The organism is Flavobacterium cerinum (assembly GCF_004028155.1).
Lineage (GTDB): Bacteria > Bacteroidota > Bacteroidia > Flavobacteriales > Flavobacteriaceae > Flavobacterium > Flavobacterium cerinum.
Window position 1 is genome coordinate 254956 of the sequence record NZ_SBII01000005.1, and the last position, 26373, is coordinate 281328.

Annotated in this window: 38 protein-coding genes; 15 read left to right on the top strand and 23 right to left on the bottom strand. The window is 34.7% G+C overall.

Annotated features, from left to right (window positions below; genetic code table 11):
* Window positions 1-33: 33 nt before the first annotated feature.
* From EPI11_RS09825 to EPI11_RS19155, 3 genes are all read right to left on the bottom strand, one after another.
* On the bottom strand, window positions 34-699 hold the full coding sequence (locus EPI11_RS09825) for an IS6 family transposase (protein WP_128389791.1): 666 nt from the start codon (window positions 697-699) through the stop codon (window positions 34-36).
* 109 nt (window positions 700-808) lie between these two features.
* Entirely contained in the window at window positions 809-1585 is a 777-nt protein-coding gene (locus EPI11_RS09830) for an alpha/beta fold hydrolase (protein WP_128389792.1), read from the bottom strand.
* Between the two features lie 10 nt (window positions 1586-1595).
* Window positions 1596-1847 (bottom strand): mechanosensitive ion channel domain-containing protein, encoded by a 252-nt coding sequence (locus EPI11_RS19155; RefSeq protein ID WP_241657606.1) that lies wholly within the window; start codon window positions 1845-1847, stop codon window positions 1596-1598.
* A 49-nt stretch (window positions 1848-1896) separates the two neighbouring features.
* On the opposite strand from EPI11_RS19155, the gene EPI11_RS19210 reads away from it, so the two are divergent.
* The 7 genes from EPI11_RS19210 (at window position 1897) to EPI11_RS09860 (ending at window position 5522) form a co-directional block, all read left to right on the top strand.
* Window positions 1897-2031, top strand: a complete 135-nt coding sequence (locus EPI11_RS19210; protein WP_262707699.1) for a hypothetical protein — start codon at window positions 1897-1899, stop codon at window positions 2029-2031.
* A gap of 177 nt (window positions 2032-2208) precedes the next feature.
* Window positions 2209-2577, top strand: a complete 369-nt coding sequence (locus tag EPI11_RS09840; RefSeq protein ID WP_128389793.1) for a hypothetical protein — start codon at window positions 2209-2211, stop codon at window positions 2575-2577.
* Window positions 2578-2620: 43 nt separating this feature from the next.
* A complete protein-coding gene (locus EPI11_RS09845) occupies window positions 2621-3097 on the top strand; it encodes a hypothetical protein (protein WP_128389794.1) in 477 nt (158 codons plus the stop codon).
* Window positions 3098-3103: 6 nt separating this feature from the next.
* Entirely contained in the window at window positions 3104-3421 is a 318-nt protein-coding gene (locus EPI11_RS09850) for an ankyrin repeat domain-containing protein (protein WP_128389795.1), read from the top strand.
* A 9-nt stretch (window positions 3422-3430) separates the two neighbouring features.
* On the top strand, window positions 3431-3574 hold the full coding sequence (locus EPI11_RS18985) for a hypothetical protein (RefSeq protein WP_164879146.1): 144 nt from the start codon (window positions 3431-3433) through the stop codon (window positions 3572-3574).
* A gap of 117 nt (window positions 3575-3691) precedes the next feature.
* Window positions 3692-4435, top strand: a complete 744-nt coding sequence (locus EPI11_RS09855; protein ID WP_128389796.1) for a hypothetical protein — start codon at window positions 3692-3694, stop codon at window positions 4433-4435.
* A 442-nt stretch (window positions 4436-4877) separates the two neighbouring features.
* Complete coding sequence (locus EPI11_RS09860) at window positions 4878-5522, top strand: DUF6766 family protein (protein WP_241657607.1); 645 nt, start codon at window positions 4878-4880, stop codon at window positions 5520-5522.
* Between the two features lie 394 nt (window positions 5523-5916).
* Here the strand turns inward: EPI11_RS09860 and EPI11_RS09865 are convergent, their stop codons facing one another.
* Complete coding sequence (locus tag EPI11_RS09865) at window positions 5917-6975, bottom strand: fatty acid desaturase family protein (protein ID WP_241657608.1); 1059 nt, start codon at window positions 6973-6975, stop codon at window positions 5917-5919.
* A gap of 389 nt (window positions 6976-7364) precedes the next feature.
* Between EPI11_RS09865 and EPI11_RS09870 the strand changes: the two genes are divergently transcribed.
* From EPI11_RS09870 to EPI11_RS09905, 7 genes are all read left to right on the top strand, one after another.
* Window positions 7365-7928, top strand: coding sequence for a YciE/YciF ferroxidase family protein (locus EPI11_RS09870; protein WP_128389798.1), 564 nt, complete (start codon window positions 7365-7367; stop codon window positions 7926-7928).
* Between the two features lie 388 nt (window positions 7929-8316).
* Window positions 8317-9051: a DUF72 domain-containing protein gene (locus EPI11_RS09880; RefSeq protein WP_128389799.1), complete on the top strand. Its 735-nt coding sequence runs from the start codon at window positions 8317-8319 to the stop codon at window positions 9049-9051.
* A 128-nt stretch (window positions 9052-9179) separates the two neighbouring features.
* Window positions 9180-9590, top strand: a complete 411-nt coding sequence (locus tag EPI11_RS09885; RefSeq protein WP_128389800.1) for a response regulator — start codon at window positions 9180-9182, stop codon at window positions 9588-9590.
* A 10-nt stretch (window positions 9591-9600) separates the two neighbouring features.
* Entirely contained in the window at window positions 9601-10704 is a 1104-nt protein-coding gene (locus EPI11_RS09890; protein ID WP_128389801.1) for a sensor histidine kinase, read from the top strand.
* An 843-nt stretch (window positions 10705-11547) separates the two neighbouring features.
* Window positions 11548-12054, top strand: a complete 507-nt coding sequence (locus EPI11_RS09895) for a hypothetical protein (RefSeq protein ID WP_128389802.1) — start codon at window positions 11548-11550, stop codon at window positions 12052-12054.
* Between the two features lie 91 nt (window positions 12055-12145).
* Complete coding sequence (locus EPI11_RS09900; protein ID WP_128389803.1) at window positions 12146-12982, top strand: hypothetical protein; 837 nt, start codon at window positions 12146-12148, stop codon at window positions 12980-12982.
* Window positions 12983-13027: 45 nt separating this feature from the next.
* Window positions 13028-13414, top strand: coding sequence for a hypothetical protein (locus EPI11_RS09905; protein WP_128389804.1), 387 nt, complete (start codon window positions 13028-13030; stop codon window positions 13412-13414).
* Between the two features lie 192 nt (window positions 13415-13606).
* Here the strand turns inward: EPI11_RS09905 and EPI11_RS09910 are convergent, their stop codons facing one another.
* The 16 genes from EPI11_RS09910 to EPI11_RS09985 form a co-directional block, all read right to left on the bottom strand.
* Window positions 13607-14113, bottom strand: coding sequence for a hypothetical protein (locus EPI11_RS09910; protein ID WP_128389805.1), 507 nt, complete (start codon window positions 14111-14113; stop codon window positions 13607-13609).
* Window positions 14114-14131: 18 nt separating this feature from the next.
* Window positions 14132-15073, bottom strand: coding sequence for a hypothetical protein (locus EPI11_RS09915; protein WP_128389806.1), 942 nt, complete (start codon window positions 15071-15073; stop codon window positions 14132-14134).
* On the bottom strand, window positions 15063-15515 hold the full coding sequence (locus EPI11_RS09920) for a hypothetical protein (protein ID WP_128389807.1): 453 nt from the start codon (window positions 15513-15515) through the stop codon (window positions 15063-15065). The genes EPI11_RS09915 and EPI11_RS09920 overlap by 11 nt, the downstream gene beginning before the upstream one ends.
* 30 nt (window positions 15516-15545) lie before the next feature.
* On the bottom strand, window positions 15546-16451 hold the full coding sequence (locus EPI11_RS09925) for a hypothetical protein (protein WP_164879147.1): 906 nt from the start codon (window positions 16449-16451) through the stop codon (window positions 15546-15548).
* Window positions 16387-17025, bottom strand: coding sequence for a hypothetical protein (locus EPI11_RS09930; protein ID WP_128389809.1), 639 nt, complete (start codon window positions 17023-17025; stop codon window positions 16387-16389). Before EPI11_RS09930 ends, EPI11_RS09925 begins: the two co-directional genes overlap by 65 nt.
* Window positions 17025-17408: a hypothetical protein gene (locus EPI11_RS09935; protein WP_128389810.1), complete on the bottom strand. Its 384-nt coding sequence runs from the start codon at window positions 17406-17408 to the stop codon at window positions 17025-17027. The genes EPI11_RS09930 and EPI11_RS09935 overlap by 1 nt, the downstream gene beginning before the upstream one ends.
* 134 nt (window positions 17409-17542) lie before the next feature.
* Window positions 17543-18043 carry a hypothetical protein gene (locus EPI11_RS09940; protein ID WP_128389811.1) on the bottom strand — a complete coding sequence of 167 codons (501 nt, stop codon included), beginning with the start codon at window positions 18041-18043 and terminating at the stop codon, window positions 17543-17545.
* Between the two features lie 155 nt (window positions 18044-18198).
* The gene (locus EPI11_RS09945) at window positions 18199-18759 is read right to left on the bottom strand and encodes a hypothetical protein (RefSeq protein ID WP_128389812.1); all 561 of its coding nucleotides are present in this window, start codon (window positions 18757-18759) and stop codon (window positions 18199-18201) included.
* 100 nt (window positions 18760-18859) lie between these two features.
* Window positions 18860-19120, bottom strand: a complete 261-nt coding sequence (locus EPI11_RS09950; RefSeq protein WP_164879148.1) for an Imm51 family immunity protein — start codon at window positions 19118-19120, stop codon at window positions 18860-18862.
* 213 nt (window positions 19121-19333) lie between these two features.
* The gene (locus tag EPI11_RS09955; RefSeq protein ID WP_128389814.1) at window positions 19334-19639 is read right to left on the bottom strand and encodes a hypothetical protein; all 306 of its coding nucleotides are present in this window, start codon (window positions 19637-19639) and stop codon (window positions 19334-19336) included.
* Between the two features lie 183 nt (window positions 19640-19822).
* Complete coding sequence (locus EPI11_RS09960; RefSeq protein ID WP_128389815.1) at window positions 19823-20380, bottom strand: SMI1/KNR4 family protein; 558 nt, start codon at window positions 20378-20380, stop codon at window positions 19823-19825.
* A 117-nt stretch (window positions 20381-20497) separates the two neighbouring features.
* Entirely contained in the window at window positions 20498-21019 is a 522-nt protein-coding gene (locus tag EPI11_RS09965) for a hypothetical protein (protein WP_128389816.1), read from the bottom strand.
* Window positions 21020-21345: 326 nt separating this feature from the next.
* Complete coding sequence (locus tag EPI11_RS09970; protein ID WP_128389817.1) at window positions 21346-21930, bottom strand: hypothetical protein; 585 nt, start codon at window positions 21928-21930, stop codon at window positions 21346-21348.
* Window positions 21931-21951: 21 nt separating this feature from the next.
* Window positions 21952-22584, bottom strand: coding sequence for a hypothetical protein (locus EPI11_RS09975; protein ID WP_128389818.1), 633 nt, complete (start codon window positions 22582-22584; stop codon window positions 21952-21954).
* A gap of 69 nt (window positions 22585-22653) precedes the next feature.
* Window positions 22654-22926: a hypothetical protein gene (locus EPI11_RS09980; RefSeq protein WP_128389819.1), complete on the bottom strand. Its 273-nt coding sequence runs from the start codon at window positions 22924-22926 to the stop codon at window positions 22654-22656.
* Between the two features lie 57 nt (window positions 22927-22983).
* Window positions 22984-23448 (bottom strand): Imm26 family immunity protein, encoded by a 465-nt coding sequence (locus EPI11_RS09985; RefSeq protein ID WP_128389820.1) that lies wholly within the window; start codon window positions 23446-23448, stop codon window positions 22984-22986.
* Between the two features lie 455 nt (window positions 23449-23903).
* On the opposite strand from EPI11_RS09985, the gene EPI11_RS09990 reads away from it, so the two are divergent.
* On the top strand, window positions 23904-24905 hold the full coding sequence (locus EPI11_RS09990) for a hypothetical protein (RefSeq protein WP_128389821.1): 1002 nt from the start codon (window positions 23904-23906) through the stop codon (window positions 24903-24905).
* A gap of 263 nt (window positions 24906-25168) precedes the next feature.
* On the opposite strand, the gene EPI11_RS09995 is transcribed toward EPI11_RS09990, so the two are convergent.
* The 3 genes from EPI11_RS09995 to EPI11_RS18990 all read right to left on the bottom strand — a co-directional run.
* Entirely contained in the window at window positions 25169-25522 is a 354-nt protein-coding gene (locus tag EPI11_RS09995) for a hypothetical protein (RefSeq protein WP_128389822.1), read from the bottom strand.
* A 3-nt stretch (window positions 25523-25525) separates the two neighbouring features.
* Window positions 25526-25885, bottom strand: coding sequence for a hypothetical protein (locus EPI11_RS10000; protein ID WP_128389823.1), 360 nt, complete (start codon window positions 25883-25885; stop codon window positions 25526-25528).
* An 11-nt stretch (window positions 25886-25896) separates the two neighbouring features.
* Window positions 25897-26373 (bottom strand): imm11 family protein (locus EPI11_RS18990; protein ID WP_164879149.1); only part of this gene is annotated, 477 nt, incomplete at its 5' end.

The following is a 26373-nucleotide window of genomic DNA, read 5'->3' on the forward strand; positions in this document are numbered from 1 at the left end:
TGTAAAGATCCAAGATATTCGAGCGCTCTAAATTTATACTGCCAGTCTACAGAATGATTTGAACATAGTTAACCCAGGATTAATCATCTGATTCTTTCTCAACATATGTACAACTTCAATTCCATTCAAAGTACGTTTAGCCGATTCAAAATTTTTAAAGCCTAAACCGTTTTGTATTCTCCACTTAATAAAACGATGATCCTGTTCAATAATATTGTTTAAATATTTACATTGTCGAATCTTTATCTTCGAGAAAGAACGCTTATTATAAACCTTTATAGCTCCAGTATTAGAACCACTTTTATCAATAGTAATTACTCTCGGTTTGTAATTATTATTGATTGCTTTTATTAGAAAAGATTGGGCACTCATCCTCTGTCTCCTTTTTGTCAGCAGAAAATCAACAGTATTCCCCAGTTTATCAACTGCTCTATACAAATAACACCACTGTCCCTTAACTTGAATATAAGTTTCATCCATTCTCCAACTATTACCAACTCTGAGTTTACGTTTCTTCATCTGTGCCACAATAAAAGGCGTAAACTTATATACCCATCTTTGAATTGTAGCATGGTCGACCTGAACGCCACACATTTTCATTATTTCCTCGACGTCTCTATAACTTAGGGTAAATCGTAACTTGAAATATACTGCCTGAAGAATTATAGATTTCGGATAACAATGACCTTTAGTGTTCATTATATTAAAAATTTAGAAGACTAAAGGTAAAACTTATTCTTAGATGCGACAGAACCGGATTTCACTAAAACTGGTTCTTTGTCACTGTTGGTGAAATCCACGGATCTTATTATTCTTTAATGAAAGTGAGTATTAAATCTGAAACAATTTTTGATTGATCTTTATGAACTTCATGGCCGCCAAATGGGATATTTAATAATTTTCCATTTTTTAAAAAACTTGCCAACGCCACAGCACTTTCACGGGAAAATAGATGATCTTCGTCTCCTCGCACTATTAATGCGGGGCAGTTAATCTGCTTCACATTATTACCGGGATATCCTCCTGTTTCTGATTCGTCTAACCACATGTGTTTGAGATTGTCTACCAGGATTTTAAAATCAATACTGGGGTTAAGAGACTCATAGAGTTGATACGATTCTTTAAATTTTTCCTCCCAACTTTCGGGAGTTACTTTTAGAAGAAAACCGCGTATTAAATCGAGGTCTTCTTTTCTCCATGGTGCTGCAATAGAAACAAGCTTACTTACCCTTTCTGAATCAGAAATTGCAATACGGTGAGCTACCATTCCTCCATCACTAAAGCCAATTAAAATAATTTTGCTGATTTTTAAGTGATCTAATAATCTCTCTGCGTCATCTTGCATCATCTTATAGGTTAGAGGTTGACCTCCCAAGGTTGATTTTCCTTGTCCTCGGGCGTCCATTGCAATAATTCGGAATTCTGATAAAAAGTTGCTGATAATAGGCTCAAAATCTTCAAGTGTGCCAAAGCCGCCATGTAACATTAGAATAGGAAAACCTGAAGGATTACCCAACTCTTCATAATAAATTGATGCGGCGTTAATTGATATACTTTTCCCTGTCTTATGTTTCAATATCTGCATAAATTTCAAGTTAGTTGATTGCTATAATTACTGATATAACACTGACTTTAAGATAATTATGAAAATTGGAGTTCTTTCTACAAGTGCAACACGAAGTTACGAAAAAGAGGCATTCCTGCAAAAACAAAGCAGTAATATTGTCAAAGGTATCTTTGCTATCACTTCGGATTTGTGTATCCCTAAGATTAAGTGTGACCACTTTACCTTTAATCCCATTGCTTTCTATTATATCCCCTATCGAAATGGGTCTATTAAAGGCCAACAGTATACAGGCCAGGAAATTATCACCGACGTCCTAAAGACCAAAACTGATGACAAAAGGACCTGTTCTTGCTATTGAAAGTAATGTTTGGGCAAATCTGGTAAGACCGACAATTCGGAACTGGAGAAGTATTCCTATTACGATCAGGAGTGCTTTCACCAGGGTTGGCAATGAAGGTCGCTAAAAGTGAATCATGCATTTTAAGCCTAAGACGTGAATCGTCCAATATATTTTCCCACAGGATTGTTAATTCTGTAGTATCGCCAGACTATCTGCCAGCCCTAACACATTATTGGCAAAGAATTGGGATTAAGATAACGTATACTATATTGTATATAAAGTACTTTTAATAAAAAATGTTATGGATACTTATATTATGACCTTTGTCAATTATGAGGCTTTGGCCCTGCCGACCAGCAACACTTTAGCCAGCTCTATGGTGGAAAGAGCAATCCTTCAGGAAATGCTGGATCATAATTTGACACTAGCCGATTTTAACTGGTCGGGGGGATATAGTGTTGAAAATACAAGGTCATACTTAACACAACCATACAATTTTAAGGCTGTTGTGGAAATAAGGATGCCAATGGACTTGAGCATGATGAAAAGTCAGGAAAACATTTATCAATATTGTCTAAAAGCTTTACAGACCAAAAAAGTCCACTTAAGAAAAATTGAGCAGTTCGTCGAGACACATCAAAGTATTGTATGTCTTACCAGCCAAAATTAAAATGATTTGAAAGGCTGACACAAATTAGTAATAAAAAGAAGTCATGAAAACTATTGAAAAAATAATTATTGCCGCTGTAGTTGGTACAACCCTGATGACTTTGTACAGCTATAGAAAAGCCCAAAGAGAGAACTCAGAGTTTGTAGAACCAGTACTCATCAATAAATTAGTCGACAACTCAAAGCATCTTCCTGATATGCCGGTAAACCATCCTATAGGATGGCTGATGCACTATAGTATTGGAATAGGATTTGTCGCCGCCTATTGGCTCATCTGGCAAAAAGCACTGCACAAACCCACCTTTCTTAAAATTGCTATCATCGGGAGTGCAAGTGGCCTTATCGGCATAGTAACCTGGAAGTTACTATTTGCTCAACACGATAATCCGCCAAAGAATGACAGGGAAGCTTACTATCAACAACTATTTATTGCCCATATAATATTTTCTGCTACAGCCTTGGCAACCTACAAAAGACTAGATGATATGGAACGTAGTTCATTTAAGAGATACAACAGATAGATATGGATGAAATCTCTCAAGCACTCTTTTCAGCCTCCCGTCAAGGAAATGTCACTACTTATGTTTGCGACAATGTTTGTCCGTAATCAGATTGTGTGCTTGCTTTTAGAGATAGGTGCCAATAGAACAATTGAAGATTACAGAGGATTACCAGCACTTGATCTTGCTCAACAGCAGGGTAATATAGAAGAATATCCATACTTCAAGGACAGGGATCTAACCTTTATAAAAGGTTCGTTTAAATTAGGGTTCCTTGTTTTCCTTAGCGTTAATTATATAATAATATGGAACTCAACACAAACTAATTGCGGTAACTTTAAGTAAAAAGCAATTATGAATACGCAGATAACACTTTATGCACTTCAAAAATTTGAGCAAGGCAGGCATAACGAAACAGTCTATTATACAGAGTGGGACGATGTGCTTTATGATACCCGAGCAAGTCTGTTGATATGCCTGATGCAAATGGGACAGTAATTACTGAGTTTGAAGTAGAAGCGAGTGAACTCGAAGAAATTCGCATGACGGATACTGAATCCCTGGATGAATTACTGAGAAAAAGTACAACAAAAATTAAACATTATTTCAAATAATATGAGAACACTTGATATAGTAATTCGGTTGAACGGCCATCAGGAACAAATGGAAATGACTGTAGAAAAAAACACTAATTACAGCACTTTTTTTAATAGACTGCAAAAGGCAATTGATAGCCAGGCAGCAGATATTGTACATAAAGGTGACTATTTTCGATACGATCAGCACCTGCTTCCCAAAGATGATAACAATTTTGCCACCTATATATTGTTTAGGGACATAACCCTTAATGATACAGATAATGACCAGATGCTCTGGGCAGTTTTAAAGGAGTATATCCAAACTAATAAATTCCCCGAAGTAAGGGAAAAGAATGAGCATCATCAATTAATTGAGTTATCTTCTGTGGAAAGCATTGTTTCCAATAATACTACTATTGCCGAAGATATTGAAGAGATACTTATTCGTATTCCCGGATCAAGAGAACTACTGGAGTTTGATCCCTCCAGCAGCGAAAACAATAAAATACTTTATGACAAACTTGTTAAACTAATTTATGACAAGGAAGCAGAAATCATGTATAAGGGTCCGAAACTAATTTTTGCAGATAATAGAGACCTGTTTATTTCTCCTGACGATTTTTCAATTTACGTGTTATTCCGTTCCAAACGTGACTTTAACTATGAAAATAAGGATTTGCTATGGAGTAATTTAACAAGCGATCTAAAAACACACTCTTCAATAACAATGTATAGAGCTGCAAAGAATTATCAGGTTATACTTTTTACGCCTGATGAATAAATCTACTGGCTTCCAATACTTATAGTGAAGATGACGGGTAGTCAGCTTTGTCGAGGAGGCTGTAATGGGGTCATTCACTTTCCACCCGTTCGTGAATGATGTTAATCCTAACGTCGGCGCTATTATGCGGAAACCGATCAGCAACACGACATTTTACAAATAATGGAAGTTAGAGGGTTATATAATGGATGCCGGTTTGACCGGCTTCCATATTTTAGATTTAAAATGCTATTTGACTTATACCCAGCAATCCAGCACTACCTTAACGCAACCAGGTTCTTTATTTTTAAAATCTTACAGTTTTAGTACCTTGTCCTGTTGACTGTAAAATTGTGTGGCTAAATCATAGCATTGTTCTTAAAAATGCTTAAAGTATCCCTAATGTTTCATTAAAGGAATTGCAAAGAAAATAGGCAATGATGTAACTTTAATAAAAAATCCCATGAAGAATTTTTTACGAAACAATGCGCTATCCTTTTCTTTTCTGATGCTCTTTATAATTTGCATCATAGGGCAGGTAATCTTTGGAATTAAAGAATACAATAAGGAAATTACGGATGAGGGTGGTGCAGCGGTAAGTCTTATACAATATTTATCATCCGGGCACTTCTTGCAGTCCACCTTTGAAAACTGGGAAAGTGAGTTTCTGCAGATGGCATTTTTTGTGATTCTTACTATTTTCCTTATGCAAAAGGGCTCCTCGGAAAGCAAGGACTTAGATACTAAGGAAGAAGTTGACCGCGAACCCGACCCAAATCGTAAGGATGTACCATGGCCTGTAAAGAGAAGCGGATGGATCTTGGGATTATATAAGCATTCACTTACTATTGTGCTTTTGCTATTATTTTTACTCAGTTTTGCAGCACATTTCTATGGCAGCCTCAAGGATGAAAATACCCAGCTGGCCTTAAAAGGAAAGCTTTTAGAATCTGCTTCAGATTATGTAGCTGATTCGCGATTCTGGTTCGAATCCTTCCAAAATTGGCAAAGCGAATTCCTTTCGGTGTTTGCCATTATTGTACTGTCAATTTACCTGAGGCAAAAAAGGCTCACCACAATCAAAGCCCGTGGACGCCCCACATTATGAAACCGGAGAATAAACAAAATATAATATGCTTCAAATATCGTATTGCAATGCAGTAAGGAAATAGCTGAGCAAGGTCTGGAAATCGCCTTTATCCCATACGGCGAAGTATTGCGTGGAACTGCGGAAGAAATTATACTCCAAACAATCGATCGGGCTGCCGAACTGATCATCGGACAACTAACTAACACATAAGTAAAATAAGATTCGACTATATAATATCGGTGATTGCCTGTGGCAGATCATCAAAATATGTTTGTCATACTGGTATTTTACCTTAGGTTATCTTTCCCAATACCTATAAATGATTTTCTGCATCATACAATATAGTTTTGGCTGTCGCATTCATAAGGGCATTGCAAGTAATAATAGCCGTTATCATGATAATATATCTGATTTAGCCTGCTGTACATATTTTTTTAGTGCTTTCACGACTGAATCTTCTAAGGATTCGATAGTGTGATTTTAAAGCTGCGAAAAAGCTAGGGTTTTCAATATATGGAATATTGAATTCCAGCGCTGTTTCCTTTACGATACTACTGATTTTGCCGTAATGAGTATGACATATTTTAGGAAAGAGATGATGCTCGATCTGACGGTTCAGTCCACCCAGTAAAAAGGAGACCAGCCTGTTCTGTGCCGCAAAATTGGCTGTAGTATGCATTTGGTGCTCCGCCCAGGCTTCCTCCATATTTCCACTCTTAGAAGGTACAGGGAATTCAGTCCCCTCCACCACATGGGCAAGCTGAAATACTAAACCCATAGTCAAGCCCTGGGTTAGATGCATTATCAAAAAGACAATTAGGAACTGCCACCAGGATACACTTAGTACAATAAGGGGCAAAGCGATAAAAAGAAAGTAATAGAGTAACTTATAAAAGAAGAGGTTGAAGTATTCTATTTTGGGATGTTTTACTGCGGTCTGCCCTATCCTGGCCTGAAAGAATTTCTTAAAATCCTTGCGAAAAGCCCATGACAATGATGCCAAGCTATACAGCGGGAAAGCATACCAGTGCTGAAAACGCTGTACTTTATTTACAGGATCCTCTTCAGATAATCGTATCAATCCAGATGCTACCTCAATGTCTTCATCGTGACCGGGAATATTGGTATAGGTATGGTGTACTCCATTATGAGTTATAGACCATACATAAGGACTCGCTCCTAATAAATGAAATACACCACCAAGTAGTGCATTAACAATTTTATTTGACGAAAAAGCCCCGTGGATAGCGTCATGGCAGATATTAAATCCTACAAAAGCACTGAACACACCAAGTAGGGCTCCTATTAGCAAAAGGGGCCAAAAGCTGAAAATATTGCTTATAAGAAGTATATATAGGCAAAGGAAGCCTCCAAGAAAGATTAGGGTTTTTACCCACATCATACCGTTTGCATTTGGCGATAAATTGCTTTCGCTGAAATAGCACTCCACTCTTGAACGGACCGTAGCCATAAAGGGAGATTTGGACTTGTTATTAAATTTTAAACGGGTGTACATAATAGTTGTGCTGCTGCATATTCAGTAATCGGGGGTATCTGTTACACTATGATTAAAGAGAAGGGAATTCTATATTATCGGAAAACCGTAATTTTTTCGGAATGCCTGCTATATTGCTGCAGAAATAGGTAAAGAACAAAAAGCAAGCCATAATATACATGATACCATATATTTAACATGATCCCAACAAGCTAATATAATATCTTCATTTAACATTTTTTAAATCCAACATGCCTTTTTTTAAGATACTTTATCAAAAGCTTAAGAATGATTTATATCTACAGACATTTACAAACCAGTAACTTGCCTTATAAATAAATAGCCATTTAAAAAAAGTATTTATTATGAAAAGTCAAACAACAAATGACTCTGAAACAAAAGGGTCTACGAGAAAAGTAGCGCCAAAGTCAAGCGCTGCTGAAGGTCTTAGGGAATTATTTATTGACGAGCTTAAGGACATCATCTATGCAGAGCGCGCTCTTGTTAAAGCATTGCCCAAAATGGCTAATAATGTCCAAAATGCAAACCTTAAATCTGCTATTGAGGAACATTTAACCCTCACTATGGGACATGTGGATCGTTTAGTTCAGATTTTCGGTATCCTTGAAGAGACTGATCGGGGTAAAAAATGTGAAGCTATGGAAGGACTTATTAAAGAAGGTGAAAGTATCCTAGAAGATACTGAACCTGGACCTGTACGCGATGCCGGCATTATCTCTGCTTCACAAAAAATAGAGCACTATGAAATCGCTTCATATGGAACGCTTGTTGCATTTGCTAAAACATTAGGTGAAGATGATGTGGCAGCATTACTCAAACAAACACTCGCAGAAGAAAAAGATGCCGATCAAAAATTAACTGAAACCGCTTATAACAGTATTAACTTCGAGGCATCAAATAAGGTTTAAAAATTATACTCCAAACAAAAAAATCCTCACTAGTAAAACTAAGGAGGATTTTTTCTATTTACAATTTATCTAATTAAAAAATTGTGTATACCTGCATTGCATAACACTTGGTAATTTGATTGTTATGCCAACAAATAATTATCTATAAGTAACTTAATTTTTTTAAGTAGGGATACGTACCAATCCCCTTTTATAAGAGTTCCGAAAAGTTTTCTTAATTAGCAAAAACTTAGGGATTTAGTCGTATGTAAATAGGTAACTTTAAACTTTACAAACTGACTTGCAATATGAAAAAAATGTCTTCGCTGTAATCTGCCTATGCAAAAAAATATACAGGAGTAAAAAAGCGTCGTAGTTTTTATTGTACTAACTGCCAAAGACTTTATTAATGAAAAAAGAAAAACCTTACATAGGATGCTCAAGCTATACCACTTTATCATGGAAGTACTTATTTTATCCCGAAGAACTATCTAAAAATAAATGGTTTGATTATTACTGTAAGCATTTTAATACATACGAACTCAATTCCACATTTTACAGGTTCCCTACAGTAAAAACCCTGTCAAATTGGTACAATAAAACGCCAGAAGATTTTATGTTTAGTGTGAAGGTGCCTAAACTTATTACTCATATTCACAAGTTTGAAAATTGTAAAGAAGAAATTGCAAAATTCTATGCTATATGTCATGAAGGACTACGAGATAAACTGGGTTGTGTGCTTTTTCAGCTACCGCCAAGTTTTAGTTACACAACTGCAAAACTCGAATTAATAATAAATTCATTAGATCCTGGCTTCAAGAACGTAGTAGAATTCAGAAATGAAAGTTGGTGGAGGGAAGATGTTTTCAAAACAATCAGAAAAAAAAATATAACATTATGTTCTGTCAGTTACCCTGGTCTGCCTTCGATTATTCTACAAACTGCAAAAATCGGTTATGTACGCATGCATGGCAATCCAAATCTATTTTATTCAAAATATGATATAGAGACAATTAATACTCTTAAAAAAGAAACAGCAAATAAATACTTCGAGGAGGTTTATATTTATTTCAATAATACGGCTTCTACTGCTGCAATAATCAATGCTTTGGAATTAAAAGAACTAATCAAAATCCATAAGTAACATAAAAAGGAATAATTTATGAGATATGATGCCTCATCACAACTATGTTAACTTAAGACAAAAGTGGAAGCATTTATTTAGTTTTCCCCCTATAATACCTTATCTTCACGTTTCACTAAAAGTTAGGTATGGAAAGAAAAATAAAAATTTTTATGATCGATGATGACCCGGATGATCGTGAATTTTTTCAGATTGCTCTTGACATGACGGGCATCCGTTATACTCTCAAAACTGCAGAAAGTGCAGTTGAGGCTTTAAATATATTTCCGGAATTTTTGGAACTCCCGGACTATATCTTTTTAGACTTGAATATGCCACTGATATCCGGAATACAATTTCTCCAGATTTTCCGTGAATCTGCTGATCTTAATAAAGTTCCTATAATCATATTTTCAACCTCTTCCTATCATAAAGATATAGAGGATACAAAAGCTCTTGGAGCATCACACTTTTTATCCAAAACCTCCGATATTGACAGACTATCAGAAGTAGTGGTTAGTATCCTTAAAGGAAATGATCTTCCATTTATTTTAACCTAATCCCTTTACCATGATAAATAGTACTAATTCGCTTCTACCCCAAGGCGAACAACTGTATAAAAAAATGATCGAAGAGGTTCAGGATTATGCTATCCTGCTACTCGATCTTGATGGCAATGTACAGAACTGGAATATAGGAGCTGAAAAAATTAAAGGTTATAAAGAAGCTGATATATTAGGGAAAAATTTCAGTCTGTTCTACCTGCCAGAAGATCGGGCTTCAAAGTTACCTAAAACACTGATAAATAGCGCTACTTTAAATGGCCGTGCCACACATGAAGGATGGCGGGTTCGCAATGATGGTAGTACTTTTTGGGGATCGGTAGTAATAACTGCCCTACATAGTGATGATGGAGATGTCATCGGGTTTACAAAAGTAACACGTGACCTTACCGAACGAAAGCTTGCCGAAGAAGAAAAAGCCCGTGATACCAGAAGTATAGAATTGCAAAATAGACAGTTGGAAGAGTTTGCCTATATTACTTCACACGATCTTCAGGAACCCATCCGGAAAATACAGACGTTTATTAATCTAGCAAAAAAAAATACAGATGATAAGGAACTACTCAATAATTATCTTGATAAAATGAGTATTTCAGCTGATAAGATGGTTTCTTTAATAAAAGATATTCTTAATTTTTCAAGGTTATCGTCTGACAAAAATCAATTTATATCTGTAAATCTAGTGGATATACTGACCGAAGTTATTGGTGAACTAGACCTGCTGATAGAGGAGAAAAAAGCAATAATCACAGTTTCATCTTTACCTGTCATAGATGCAATTCCGATACAAATGAATCAACTTTTCAATAATTTGATACACAATGCTATTAAATTCAATAACGGCTACCCTTCTATCGTAATTCAACATGAAATAGTGAAAAATGATACAGGTCAATACCATTTAATTACAATATCAGATAATGGAATCGGTTTCGATCAGCAGTATGCAGAAATTGCTTTTAAGCCTTTTAAACGGCTTACAACAAATCATTCCGGCACTGGCATAGGATTAGCGCTTTGCAAAAGAATTGTTGAAAATCATAATGGCACTATTTCAGTGGCTTCTGTCTTAGGAGAGGGTACAATTTTCACCATTTTATTTCCCGCTTAGCGCTGATAGGATAAACCATCGTTTATTGAATCTTTTGTAACAACCTGATTGTTTGATAATTGATAACTTAAATGAAAAGGCTAAATAAAGTAATACTTTCATTATCCGTTATTTAAATTAATGGAGATCCACTATTAAAAGTGGCTAATGTAATGCTTATCCGAGAAACGTTTTTCATGAGTACAGAGACTGATTGTTCTAACAATTATCTAACGTAGTTTTTGATTTTTTATCGTTGACAATTTTATTTTTTTTGAATACAGCAGACAGATATATACCTTCCAAAACTTAAAAATAGAATACTTTTTTATACGTTTTTAATAAAACGCTAAAAACACTGTTGAAACTCCCAACCAAAAACAGACGTTACCACAGGAAAGGAATCCTGTACATTACTCCTTTGGTAACTGATATCCCTGAAGTAATAGCCAACCTACTTAAATAAATTGTAGATCATATTACTCCCTACTGTGTCTAATCTGTGGTTAAACCTGCTCATATCGAGCATACGTACATAACCACCATCATTAAAACGCAGACCTAAAGTATCCCTACTTTGCTCATTATGAACGCGTAGTCTGTCTTGAAAGAAATTTTCAAGTAAATATTTCTTCCGTGATCAAATCGCTCTGCAGCCAATTGATGAGACAAAAATATCCTTCTATGCCATCTTTATTTGGATCTGACTTACTTGAATTGCTTTCAAAATTGTATTTTTACTATAATTCCAACCAGAGTATCATTCATAAATTTAACAGGTGTTGTTGTGAATTGCTTTGAAAATTATAACCTATGCGCTTTCAAATCAAACTTCGATTTTACAGGAAAACAGTACCGGCATATATGAAAACCGCAGGTGCTTTTTGCATCAGCTTTTTCTATTTATTGACCCTGTGTCAGTGTAATAGCCCAACTCAAAAAGAATCGGCGGCGGTGGCGGCTGAAACAATATCGGAAATTACAGCGGTTAAATCGCCTTTGCCAACTGCTAAAACCAAGGATAGTATATCAATAAATGTAAACCAAGAGACGCAGGCAATAAACTGGGCCACAATCAACACTGATTTTATAACCACTTGCCTGAATCCATTTCTGGCTTCGAAAAAGATTAAATCCGACTGTACTCATTGTGATAAAATCATGTTCAGCTTTTCTTTTGTTGTAGATGGTAAGGGAAAAATTCAAACTATATTGAAGGAAGGGGAAAATATCAGTTGTATCAGAATGAGTGAAACAGATAAAAAGAATCTGGAAAAAGAAATTCTGATCTATTTGAAAAAGCTGGTTTTACCAGCTTCATTTTATAAAACTATTTATAAAGGCAGCCTGGGTTTTATACTTAAATGTTAATTGAATCTTAGTGTATTGGCGTTGTTCGATTAGGGTAACGGTAAAAAGTGTTAGGAAAAAAACTGGTTTGGCTATTCATATTCATAATGCGATGAAAATAAGATACCGGGTATTTAAAGATTTTAGTAAGCAAGAAGTGCAGCAATTAAAGGTATTGGCAATAGATGTAAAGCAAGGTTTTGATGCCTTTCTAGTCGATGCTGACCATGCTAAACTTGCGGAAATAAAGAGCGTCATTGCTGAAGAATGGGAAAGTTCCATTAGTTTGGAAACTGAATTTTCTGAGAAAGACAGGTGCGGCTCTTCGTTTCTACATGTTTACCCTGCAAAGTTGTTGGGCTATCCCCAACCGGAATCGGCTGGATGTGAATTTCCTTTTGACCTGTATCCTTATTTCAAGGATGTTTTTGAAATTAAAAATACAGATCCGGAATTTGGCATGTTGAAAGGCCGACAAATAGGAAGTTATAAATTGAAAAAGGAACCGAGCTGGGACAGCTCGTCCATTGGTTCCGCATTCTGGATACAAGATTCAATCTTTGTTAAACCTGAAGTTTATAAAGCCATATTTGAACCCTTGGGGATAAAATCTCTGCCTGTATTGGAATATAAATCACATAATGTATTGAAAAGCGTATTGCAGTTGGTCCCCCAAGGTATATCTGATGCTGATCTGGATATTAAAGCAGAACATATCAATGAAATAGAAAGTATTGCAGGCTGGGAAATCAACAAATACATACTGAACGGAATTGGATTTTATCCAGATTTTAAGTCGGCACCTGGTGACCTTGATTTTTTTGAGACTAAAGAGTTTTTTGGAGCGGGAGGCTTTACCGTCAGGGCCACAATCATTTCTCAAAAGCTATATCAGCTGCTGGTAAAAAATAAGGTCAAAGGTTTAAGTTATGAACCGATGACCAGCTGAAATTTAATTGAATAGCAGTTGTGATCAGTAATCATCAAAAATAGAATGGATATAAAAAGCCTTTACGCTTCTTATGAAGCCCTGAAAAAATCTGAAAACCCATATGATACCATAGGGACTAAAATTGATCTGAAAGTTTTAAATGAACGATTACTAAACGACCCCGATCCTCAATTAAGAGGATACGCAGCCACAGCAATGCGGCAAATATGGTTCAAACATCCTAAATCTAAAGATGAGATTCTGAAACACATAAAGAAAGCAATTCCAGAAGAAAAGAAGGAGAAAGCGCTAGAGGGAATGATCATCACAGTTCAGGAACTATTAAAAAAGAAACTGGGTTTAAAGGAGTCTAAATATGGTGAAGTAACCGGGGATATAGAAGCATCAAAGGTTAAAACCATTACTGCGTTAAATAGCAGTGACCTTTAGTATTGATGAAATTTAGGATTTCAAAGACTAAAGTAAAAACATATCAATTTAGATATGACAGAACCAATCTTGTGTGCTATATCAAAAAGTTAAGCTAACAAAAAATGTTATTTAGATTGCAGTCCCTCGCTGCTGATCTTCAGACCAAGTTCATGTTTCGTTGTTAAAAGTGTCCCTTCGCTTCCCCGTGCATCATAAACCTGATGCTGAGAAAGAACAGATGTAATGAATGATTTCGTCCTTAGTTTTAGATAACCCATCAATATAGATTGTTTTAATTGCGTTGCCATACTTAAATTTTATATACGTAGCATCATATACACCTCTTTCTCCATTATATTCTTCGGCACAAACCATATTATGTATCCTATGCCATTCATAAAAAGAGTTCTTATGAGTAATCCCCGCTTTGTTAATTTTTAATATCGGTTTTTTACGAATATTGTATTTATAATTCCATAGATATCCCACGATAATAACCACTAAATTAAATAAGAAGAGGGCGAGAAAACCTACATCAATCAGATAAAATATAACAGAGGCAAGGCATGTAGAGAAAAAAATACAGCCAAAAAGGGTTTCCTGGGCAAGCACAATGAGCTCCTCTCCTTCGGTAACAGCCGGGAACTTTGAAAACAACTTAATTGTAACTTCGTTATCAAGCGGGTCTATACTCGCTTTTTCAGCATCTTTCTTCAAGCAGTTTCTTTATACCTATTACCAAACCTTCAATTCAGTGCTACCGGCCGGCCGGTATAAAATAGCTGGTTTTTCATCGCCATCTGTTCCGGCTTCTGTATCATATTCAACTCTTAGCATGTCCTTCTTATCTTTAGCCGTCCTTAGAAGCACTAATTTCCCGCCAGCAAAAAATACCATCTCATAATTTGTTATCGGATGTACTTTTCTATTTTTAACATCCAATCTTACTCTGCTAATATCAGCATTGTCACTTTTATCTGCGGCGATCAGTTCCTCTTTAGTTGCATATAAATAGGTGCAACTTTTTAAATCACTGTATTCAAATTCTTTTGCAAAAGACAAGCCATCACCTTTTACTAAAAGCTCCTTAAATTGCTGATATTTTTTTACCACTTTTTGTTCTATGTCTGCTATATTTTTTAGCTCCTGAGCCTGCTCCAGATCCTTGCTGAAATCGAAGGGGACCTTTGCTTCAAAAGGTATCTTTATTTCAAAGTACTTTAATTTTCGGTCGCCAATGTCTTCAGGTAACTCAGCGCTGGCCAAGACACGATGGGTGTCTACGCCATCCTCTTTATCTGCAGCATACCGTACTTTTAAATCAAGGTCGGCATTTGCGGCAATATACTCCTCTCCCTCCTTCGGAAACACCTGTACAGTAACTGTTTGCTTACCAGATTTTGGAATGTAGTTATTTAAGTAAGGGGCCATGCTTTCTCCATCGTTCTCGTAAAAAGTAAGCCAATGCGGAATGTCATTACACAAAACCAATACCCTGCAGTTGTTCTTATTTACCTGTAGAGAATAAAGCGGTCGCTTATCAAATTTCTTTATTTTATCATACATTTTGCTTTGAAATTCTACGATCTCTTTTTTATTTTGTTTTCCTTTTTCTTGTGCACAACTATTTATGATAACTATCAGAAAAAGCGCTGTTAATAATTTATTATAATACATAGTAATAATCTATTGGCGCCTTCCTTGTGGCATTGATTGCAAACCTCAAATCGTTTTTCGGAGTGCCATTGGTGGCTAGGTTCACAATCTCGTACAATGTTTTATCCAGATAAGAGTCTAGATCCTGTCCGCGGTCTATTAATATCGTCGGACTGTAACCACTCACGACCTGAAAGCCATGATAACCATGATTTTGCGCCAGCTCAACTTTAGTCACCAAGCCGGCGAGATCCTGAACCCGGTCATTCCCGTAACCAAAAGAAGCAGTCAGGGTTTTACCCACAAAATCCCTGCTATTGTCCAGGTTAATTAAACTCGGCAATCCAATTTCATCATGATTGAACCGCAGTTCAAAATAATGATGCTGGTTAAACTGCTGCTGTAGCTGAAAGGAATTAAAATGCAGAATCTGCTTATCTTCTACATTGATTTTTACAATCATCAAATTGAATATTACGATTAATTACCAGCATTATTGTTTCCAGATCTGAATATGGTCTATTACCTCATTCATTCCATTTAGTGTCTCTCTACGGATCAATTCGACGGAGCTTAAATGATCGTTTTGATCGAGAAAGTAAGCTGCATTCTCCTGGTAGAAATAATGATCAAATTTATCCTCATTTGCCAGGGAATCGAAATGTTCTTTTATCAGACCGGTCTTACCCAGATCAAAATCTTTGGAAATCACAACAGATTCATTCTCGGAATTATAATCAAAATATGCGGTAACGGGAATCATCAAATCGGGAAAGAGAGAAGACCTTACCTCATGTTCCGACAATTCAGCTCCCTGAATGTGGAAACGGTTATAAAACTCCGAAAACAAGCAATTAAAGAATAGAGAGGACTTTAATGTGTCTTCATATTCAAAGGCATTGCCATAAGCCAGTTCACCACGCTCCTTCAACGCCTCTAATTCTGCTGTTTGTGGTTCCTTTGCTATGGATTCTTTTAAAGAAATCCATTTTTGTTTTAGCTCAACGACATTTTCCAGCGCTTTTATTGAACCATTCTCTGTCAGCCTGATTTGCAGTTCTGATGTGATATTCTGATACCGGGTATTGTACTCCAGCATAGCTGGAGTTAGTGTCTCCGAAATTATTTCCGGCAATGAGAGCTGAATGATCTTAATGTTAAAAACAGAGGCTCCGGAAGAGCCTTTTCCAATTAACTTCAGCTCAAAATCCATTGCTATTTCATACTCGTCAAGAAGGTCCTCAGCGATAAGATCAATGAATTTTAAGGAATGTAAAGCCCTATAAGAATAAACAATACCTACATTTTTGTAGTTATATATTTTGGAATACATTTTAATTCTGTGTTTTATATTTTGGCGGATACAATAGCGGGAAGAGCGCGATAAACAAAAGTGCAATTCCATAAATGAATAATGGAATGAAAAGCCAGAACCAGGTATTGTAAACCTGTCCTCTTACCGTTGCATTTTCCGACAATATTTCTTGTGCATTTACCTTAGCTCCGTATATTTTTGTACATGACTTTAGTTCCGGCCATAAGATGTTATACCGACTGTTTTCCTTATAAACACTCTCTTTATTCAGATCAACAACGCTTTTTTCCTGAATTTTAAATGAAAGCTGAGCGCCCACCTGAAAGTCGTCCTTTCCAAATCTCCAGTTTTCAAATATACTTGCATCTTCCAGCAGAAACGTTCTTTTATATTGCTTCAAACGAATGTAATAGTACCTTGACTTACCACTATATTTTCCCACTCCACCACCTTTCGAGCCAACCAGAACCTCCGTAATTGTTCCACTTACTTCTTTATCATCTAAAGTCTTACCAATTGCGATATACTGCCAGGTAAAAAAGATCAAAATGATCACTAAGGACAATCCACCTTGAATACAAAGCCTGGAAACAGAGTCCAGGGGAAAAAATATTTTGGACCAAATCAGTGCAAAAAAATTAGTTTTATCTTCTTTCATTATTTTAATACGGCTACGGCATTCAATCCTAGTTTTTTAATTACTTCATTTTCCCAACCTTCTGCTCTGGCATCAATTGCATTATTTGCGGCACTCTTACCCACACTATTTGCAATACCAATGATCACCCCAACGGCCCAACTTTTTAAAAATCCTCCCACTACACCACCTAGTTTAGCGCGAAAGACCTTGTTTCGTTGTGCTTTATCATTCAACGCATTATTTCTGGCATTATTGGCTGCATTTTGTTTTGCCTGAGCGATGGCTTGTTCCCGCTTTAATGAGGCATCTTGCCTTGCCTGTGTTCTGCGCAAGGCAGCATCTCTTTTACTGGACTTATTGGCCTGACTTCTTGCATAATCATCTGCAGCTTTCCCCGTCAACTAAATCAACATTTATAAAAAAAGGCAAAAATTCTTCTGATTCCCATTCTCCCTCTTTTTCCAAAACACGATGAAGATTAGAAGGTAAATTCAACGTATAAAAGTCTATTTTGTTTATTAGCATACCTAGTTATTTAGAACAAAAAGAACTTGCATTCTTCGATTGTCGCAGGATAATTAAAACTGTTTATATATTCATAGTCTAATCCTTTTTTAAGTTCGTCTAATTCCGATTTATCTATTTTTTTTGAAATAAGGATTAAAAATGAACCAAACGCATCATATACAATATTTGCGTAGTCAGTAGGCGAAATATCCTTATCCATCTCCTTAGAGACCACTCTTATGTTGGCAAATTTCAGATTGCCTTGCTGATTAAATTTCGGCTCAGGTCTAAACTTATTGCTATCTGTATTAAAGGGTGAATCGGTGAAAAATTTATGGATTTCCGGATTAAATTTATTTAAATCTAACGTCACACTATAGTTGTATTTATCATCAACCATTATCTTCTTTTGAACCAATAAATTATCAAAAATATATTGCCACAAGTATTCTCTTACTTTGGAAGAAAGTTTAGGACTTTCCTCTAACTCAGTCTTCTTTACCATTGTACGCACTTCTACTTTTTGCATTTTCTCGATTTTTTAATAATGACCTTTTTTTTATCCAATCTTACTTAAATTATGTCCTCAGAACCCCAGTTGCAGGCTATAACTATATTTATCACTAAATATAGGTGATGTATAAACATTGCCCTATACAAGAACCATATTTGTTTAAATTTAGTTTATTTTGGCACACAATAAATATCTTTACCAACAGTTAGGTACTTACCATCAGTTCCATCATAAGTTTTTGCTGCAGTTGGTAAGGCATAAAAATTCCGTTCAGCAACATCTGCCGATAAATTTCTAGTAATAGAAGTTCGATAAACTTTTGCAGATGTCTTTTTTATCCATTTAAAGATCTCTTTTACCCATTTATCAGTATCATCTCTGCAGTAAGAAGCAGCTAACCTCCCATTCATCAGACAGTTTTTATGGTAGCTTGAAATTTTTGAACGTAGCAATTGTAAAATACCTTCTCCTGTATTTGCAAAATGATAATATCCACCTATTTCAACGACATTCTTTTCATAATTTGAAAGTGCCTGTAAATTTGCATTTAGAATAACCACTTCAGACAGAAGAGCTTCATCAATACTTTCAATTATTTTCGGTTTATTGGATTGGGTAGGCTTTGTGTCAATTAAAACAACTTCTGATAATTTTTGCAGATACTCCATAAAAAGTTTATTGTCATCATCAGTCATAAATATACTTACATCTTTTACTAAATTTTTATTCATATAGCGCCTCCTTATTAACCATAGTACGTATTTCAACTTTTTGCATTTTCTATATTTTTAACTGATGGGTTTAAACCCTAAATCTATCTGATCTAAACTGTTATTGTTTCAATTCCTGAAACAACTTCGTTAGATGAGATAATAATTCCTCAAAAGAACTTCTCGAAGTAGTTACAATGCTAAAGGTTTCTGCTTCAGGGTCAACATTTAGACCGCCAACAAGGTGTTGGTCCATTTTTTCAATTTCCTGCATTAAAAATTCCGTCCAGCCATATCCATTTTCATCAAACCCTTTTGCAGAAACAATTTTATTTAATACTACAAATCCAAGACTATCAGGACTAAATTGGGAAGAAAACAAAATATCACCCTCTTCTCACGCCCCCTCAACTAAATCCGAATGGAAAAAAAGGTGTAAATTCTTCTGATTCCCAACCTCCTTCTTCTTCAAGAATATGACGAAGATCAGAAGGTAAATTTAATGTATGAAAGTCATTTTTATTTAGGGGCATAGTTATCTTATTTAGAATATAATCCTTTTTTTCAATTCATCTAGTTCCGGTTTATATGTCCACTACCTGACCACTGCCTCAATCTTTTGAAAACATTGAAAATACTTAACAATACGTTTTAAAATTATTTCCTTTTCACTATCATCTATTCTCGTTCCGTCGTCCCACCTCTGTATAGATGTCTTAAAAACACTTCCGTTTCTTACCTGAATTTCAACAATTACCGCTATATTTTTTTTCTTATCAAAATAAAACAACTCCTCACCTCTACCAAGAATTTTTATTCTATACCGTTCTTTAAGATTATCTTCAATCATTGGGGCTGATGTAACCTCTCCTTTCAACTCATCGATGTATTCCTTGTTCATAATTAATGATGTTTTATATACCCGTTTTTTGCTAAGATCTTTCTCTGTATGGGCCACACTTTTTAGCACACGTTGAAAATACTAGTATCTCCAGAAGCTCCCAGCATCAATCTCTTTGTATGGCTTTTGTAGGACAATTGACCCAAGCCTTGGAACACCTTCGGTAAACAAGTTAGTAGTAAGTTATATTGCATATTTCCAGAATTGCAATCCTGCCGCTCCAAATTCTTCCTCAGCAAACTCTAGAAATTCATTTCTTACATTATTTCTTTTCGCGTAAAAAGCACTGCCAAGTCCTCGAATAAAATGAGTAAACGAGTCAGCAATTTTGATCTCAGTTCCAAAAGATATTTCTGGAGATACACCATAAACAGCACCATTATCTGGAGATAAAAGGGCCGTAAATGGATCACCTAAACCTATTACAATGAGATTCCTTTTTTTGATGTCATTATACCAGTATTGATCTTTAGAATTTAATTCCTCCAATTTTTCGAAATAATTGTCTTCATATCCGAATTGTACATTTTGTATAGAAAAATTCCCAAAGTCATATTTACAGATCAAATCCACAAAGTCCTTAGGTAATTTCTCTATTTCTAGCTCATCCATTAAACTATTAACATTTTTTTCATCTGCATCATTGCCTTTTAATAGTAAATCATCGACCATTTCTGGATCAACATCTTTGAATTCCGTGTTTAAGAACTCTAGCAGTTTTTCAATTGTTAATAATTTCATTTTATTCTATTTAGTGAAGATCTGATATTGCATCAGCAGTATTCTAAAATATCTCGCAGATTGTTAATTCCTGATTATAAACGTTTTTACTTCAAAAGTATTTACTTGTGTCACCCCTTATACTTTTGTATTACGCAACCATGGGGGTGCTTTCAGTTCAAATATTATCTTTGAATTTTTAACTACAGCCTTTAACCCCATAGTTTTAATCGATTTCATTTCGGGGGGAGTACTATAAAATTCCTGTAAATAGAGCAATGCTTTATGACTTGATATTTTTATCACATCATCGAACAACTTTGTTTTGTCTACTTTTAAATATTCCATCACAAACCATATAACTGATAAGTAAACAATATTCTCTCTTGGATCCAAACTAAAGTCTTCAATTGACTGCAAGGTTAAAGCAATTTCAATGTATTCATGTTTTTTTTCATTGTAAGCAAGCTCTGCTAACCCTTCAGATAGAGAAAGAATCTTCAAACTACATTTTGTATCAACAATTTCTTTTCTTATAGTTTCTCTTTCAATCTCATCCCCTTTTGTATATATATCAGCCAGTCTTTTGACATCTTTAAAATTAAAATCAGTAGCTATAATTAATGAGATAAGTTTTTTAGTATATTCTATATTACCCATAACAAAGTCTTTAATTATAAAATTCCAAGGTCTTTTTATTTAGTATTCAGCATTTTCTCTTAAAGTAAACGTCTTTAATCTCAAAAGCACAGTAACTGCAAGATTTTTATTTTTACGACATTTCAAATAACCCCTACTGTATCCCTTTTTTTTTAACCTTTCGTAAGTTTCTTTTCCCAAAAAGCGGTTGGCAGACTTATAGTAATCGAACTGTAAATTCGTACATGTAGTGTACACATAATATTCCTTAATTCTTAGATTTAAAAAAGGAAAACTTTCTACTAAAAGTATAATATACCTGTTTCTACAGATTCAATATTTCATTTTTAATCAGGAACATCTGGAACCAGCCACCTTTCCCGGGTCTGTGTTAAATAATTTTGATTCTCACCATTGTACGTTTTTGCCGCATCGGGCCATACCAAAAGCTGCTTCTCGGGCACATCCGCTTGTAAATCCCTTGTTCTGGACACTAAATAAACCTTTCGCCCGTATTGACCAATTATTTTAAAAACCTGTTTAACAAAATTAGCTGTCAATTCATCATTAACATGATAAGATCCACTAACATAGCCGTCTTTTAGACATTCAGTGTCATATCCTGCCACTTCAGAAGAGACATACTGTATTAATCCTTTGCCAATTATGGGAAACCCAAAATGAGGTCCTTCCTGCAAATTCACCAGAGTTTTATAATCTTCTAATGAAAAGATATCTGTATTTAAAATTGATTTACCCTTGAATCCTAAGGAAAGGTCATCTATGAATTTTATCTCTTTGGAATCGCTTCGAGACGTATCAATAAAAAGAATGTTTTTAAATTGAAGTCTTAATAGATTCGAAAGTTCAATTTCGTCTTTTTTTGTAAAAAAAACTCCTAAACGTTTAATAAAATTACTTCCTCTTTTCATTTTTAAAAATATATAGGTACTTTACAGATTCGGGTTAGGAAATGAATTTTCATATTGGGAAATAAAAATCAAATGATCATTGATAAAAGCCATTAGCTCATTTCCACTCGCATTTTTCCTTAACATTTCAATAAATGTTAACTCGATTTCAATTTCTCTAGCGTAGTGCTTAGCTAAAACATGTTCTTTTTCTTCATAACTAATACCATCATCTATATTAAACAGATGCTGCGAAACAATGGTATTAATTGTATTAATTAATAAATCAATGCATTTAACAATATACTTTTCGCCTTTTTTAGCATGAAAATTCAGGAGATTTTCAATTGAAGATAAAACATTAGCTGCAAGCATAAATTCATCACAGCTCCCATATAAATCATCAAATGGTATTGAATTTAATTCATCTGTAAACCCCTCTATAGTTGACCTTTGAATATCAATATTACTTAACAATGACTCTTCAAGATATTTTATAATACCACTAATAAGCTCATAATTTTTATTTGGAAATTCTAACTTTTCAAGTTCAATTAAATGATCAAACAGTTCATATAATCCAGAGATTCTTTTAACACAAAACAGGCCAAAAAAGCTTTTGTCTTTTTCAGATAAAAGTCCCAATGAAAGTATAACTTCTTTATTTACAATCATTATTTAATCATTTTACTGTTCCCACTACACAAGCGGCCATTTATTATATCAATCTTAAAGAATGTCTTTTTAATCTTTAAAATCTTGCCAATCATCCCCAATATGATTACGAAAGTATCGCATACCCAACTCCAAATCCGGTAAATCCAGAAGTGTTTTATCCAAGTCAAGAATCTGTTCCAAAGACAGAACCATAGCATCTTCAACTTCAGAATCTTCATCTCCTAACATCTGTAAATCACCATCCGTATCATAAACCACTTCAGTTATCGGTGATTTTTGCTTTACCACAAAAACTGTTGTTATCACAGGTTTTGTCTTATCAAATTGAGAAATTGTCATATTTAATTTTTTTTATTTTTAAGCACCCTCCTTTAGACCTTATCATTCATGTTTTAATTATTCTAAAATATTAGCAGATCGTTTAAATCCTGGCAATAAACGTTTATCTAAATACAGTGGATCCTTATATAAACTCCATCGTTGTATACCGAGATACATTTCAAGCAGCATTACCCCTGCGATTGACTCCCTCATCATTTTTTCTAAAATATCCGGATTGGAAAGGTCAATGTTTGTTATATGAGTATCCAATTTTCCAATTACCGGCCATTTGCCCTTCTCGAGTTCTTCATAATCCATTCCGCAAACCAAAAAAGGTAATCTAAAGTAGTTTTCATCCTCTAATTTTTTAATTAAACTTTCTTTATCAGGAGACATAAAATCATAAAAGCTCCATACAGTATGGTATATGCTTTCTCCAAGTTCGCGTACTTCAATTATTATCGCAAGCCCAAACTGGTCATTGGTAAGCGGAATGGTAACAACCATTCCCTTTTCCGGTTTAATCCTGTTTCTTTTCATTTGCTTATTTTCCTACACACACAGCCGCTGTACGCTAATCTTTATCATTGATTTTATGAAACCTATTTAGTGAAAAACGCATTGATTTTTAAACCAAAAACCTGCTATAAATCCTGTTTTTGTGTTTTCATTTTTTATTAAGCAAGAAGGTTGTTGTATCAAAAGAGCTTGTTTTGCTAATGAGTGTAGAACTAATATATAACTATTTTAATCGTTTATGGTCTTTAAAGTCAGAATTTATGATAGTTTTACTGGGTGTTCAAGGAAACAAACCACGTAACAGATTACGATAATAGTTATATTTACCTGATAAATTGAGTTTTTGGTTTACCCCGAACAAATTTTATATTTCTGTATTTAAATAAACCGGATAACATACTTCATCTCATAATGGCACATGAATTCGCTTCCATATCGGAAGGAAAGCCTACATTTGAAGTTATAACGTTTCATCCATGATTAAAGTCGGTTTCTGCATTTCAATAATGTGTTTTTTGATTTCCTGTTCTCCTAAGCAGGAAGGGGTTAATATGTTCATTGCATCTGATGCAGATGTTACCCGTGATAATTTCGCTGACTCATTGCTGAAGAAAATAAAGCATTATCCGGAAGAGCCATACTATTTTCTGGAAATAAAGGATATTCAGGGTTGTACTTTTGAAATTTTGGTGAATGACGTTCCAACATTTAAATTTTTTCAGGAAGCACAGGTTAGTGCTGAGGTAGATGTTCAGCTGATGATCTTAAAAAGCGGGCCACAAAAGATTACCTATAAGTTATATCCTATAGGAAAGCGTGAAAATGGGGATGTTATAGATAAGCTACCGGATTGGACAAAAGTTGATCTTAATCTGTTAAAAGTTAACATGAAGAAGGATGATCCTTACATGAGCAAAGAGGTTCTTATTGAACATCACAGTTTAAAGCAGCCTGATGGCAAAACGTTTATTGCTGCAGGACAGAACTATTATGAACATAGTTTCACGTTTGATGCCCAGGTCGCCTATGAAAATAAAAGCTGGAGCACTAGCAAAGATCTAAGCAAAATGGATCAAAGGGAACTGCTTCAAAAAACAAAAGCAGCTTATCAGCAGGTGTGGAACATGATCAATGATGGAAAGACAGACGATTATTTTGGACTAACTTTTAAATCTCAGGCCGAAATTTGTCAAAGTGGCTATACAAAGCAGCAGGAAATCCTTGATGTAGTAAAAGATGAATTACTGCTTTTTGAGGACTCTTCTTTTCAGATGCAACCAATGGAAAACTATAAGATGGTGCTGTATGGAGACGGTAAGCTGGTATGCTTGGAACTGACAAGTTCTGATTTTCGTTTAAGAAAGGAATATGCGTTATGGGGTAAATATAAGAATGAAAAAGGGAATACAATGGCGAGGTTTATCAGTCTCTACCTCCACATTCCCGAAGGAAAGACCGCATTTCAAGCCATCCGGTAGAATATTAGCAGCAAGCAAATATTCGTCACAGCTTCCATACAGATCATTAAATGGTATTGAATTAATGACCTAAACTCGTCTACATTCCATCAGAATGGTAAAATACCCTCAGACAAACCAATAGGTGTATATTTCGCTGTTTTTTCAAATATTCCAAAATAGTTTTCCATGTAATTACTCAATCTTTTGAGAATTTTCCGCTACCAACTGGTAATGGGTCTTTTCACTAATTGCCAATTCACCAATAAACTCTCGTCAAAGAATTACAGCTCCTTTTTGTCCTTACTAATTGTTAAGCCGAATTCAGTAAAAATATAGTGCGCCTTTCTTTCAATTTTAGGTTCTTTGGCAATCAGTAATTCTATTCCAATTTCGTTTGTAAGATCAGTATTAAACATAGATATTTTCCCAATAAACACCTCCAAGTTAACATAAAGTTGAGTAAACTTTCCCTTATCAAATCTATACCCCATATCATCGTATTGAATTATATATTTAGACGACAAATCAATATCTCCTCTATGGTCAGTACTTATCAGTTCAAACAGTATTGATAAATCAACCCCAAAACGGTAATCACCAATACTTTCATAGGGTATAAAATTTAAATACTCCATATTTTAATCAGCCATATGTTTATAATTATACTCATTAGCGACCTCTTCATCATATATTAATATTTCAAGAAACTTTTCCTTTTCGAAATTTAAATAAAGATTTAAATTTAAATGAGCAAAATAGTATAAATCTCCTCTTCTGATATATTCATTTTGGCTTAAAAAAGAATCAACCATATCAAATGTCAAGATCTGCCCATCAAAAATAAAACTTTCTACATTTCTTACAGACAATGTTACTATTTCATTTTCTTTATTAAGTTCAAAGTAATACTTAATACCTTCCATCTCTTCCTGTAGACATCTTTTTTTCTGTTTCAGAAAAACGCCATTAATCCTTGTATTGCTTACAACCTCAATCATAGTTTAAAATGTTACGCCTTCTTAAAAGTAATGCTATTTATCTGATTTGATTTTATATGTTCAACAAAAAGCTCTGATACTACAACTTTGTTATCAAAGGAATTTCGTACAATGTTGTATATCATTCCATATTCTTCAAGGGGCTCTTTTTTTAGTGCTATTTTCGAAAATTTATATGAACCATCAACAGGATGTTTTACAAATTCACTTTTATCCAGATCATAACAGTCCACTCTGTTATAAATATTTATGGCCGAGTAACTATCACATATTTTATCCTTATAATTAAAGGTAGATCTAAAAAATTGGACTTCTTTCGGGAAATTCATATCAATAATATTGACTAATCTATCGGATACAAGCCAACCGCCGCCAACAGATTCGATAAGATCATAAGTTAATAATTTATCAAACTCTACATCACTATTTTTTGCATCGTTGTATTTTAAAGGAAATTTTGCCTCTTCACTAATAAATTTTCCAATAGC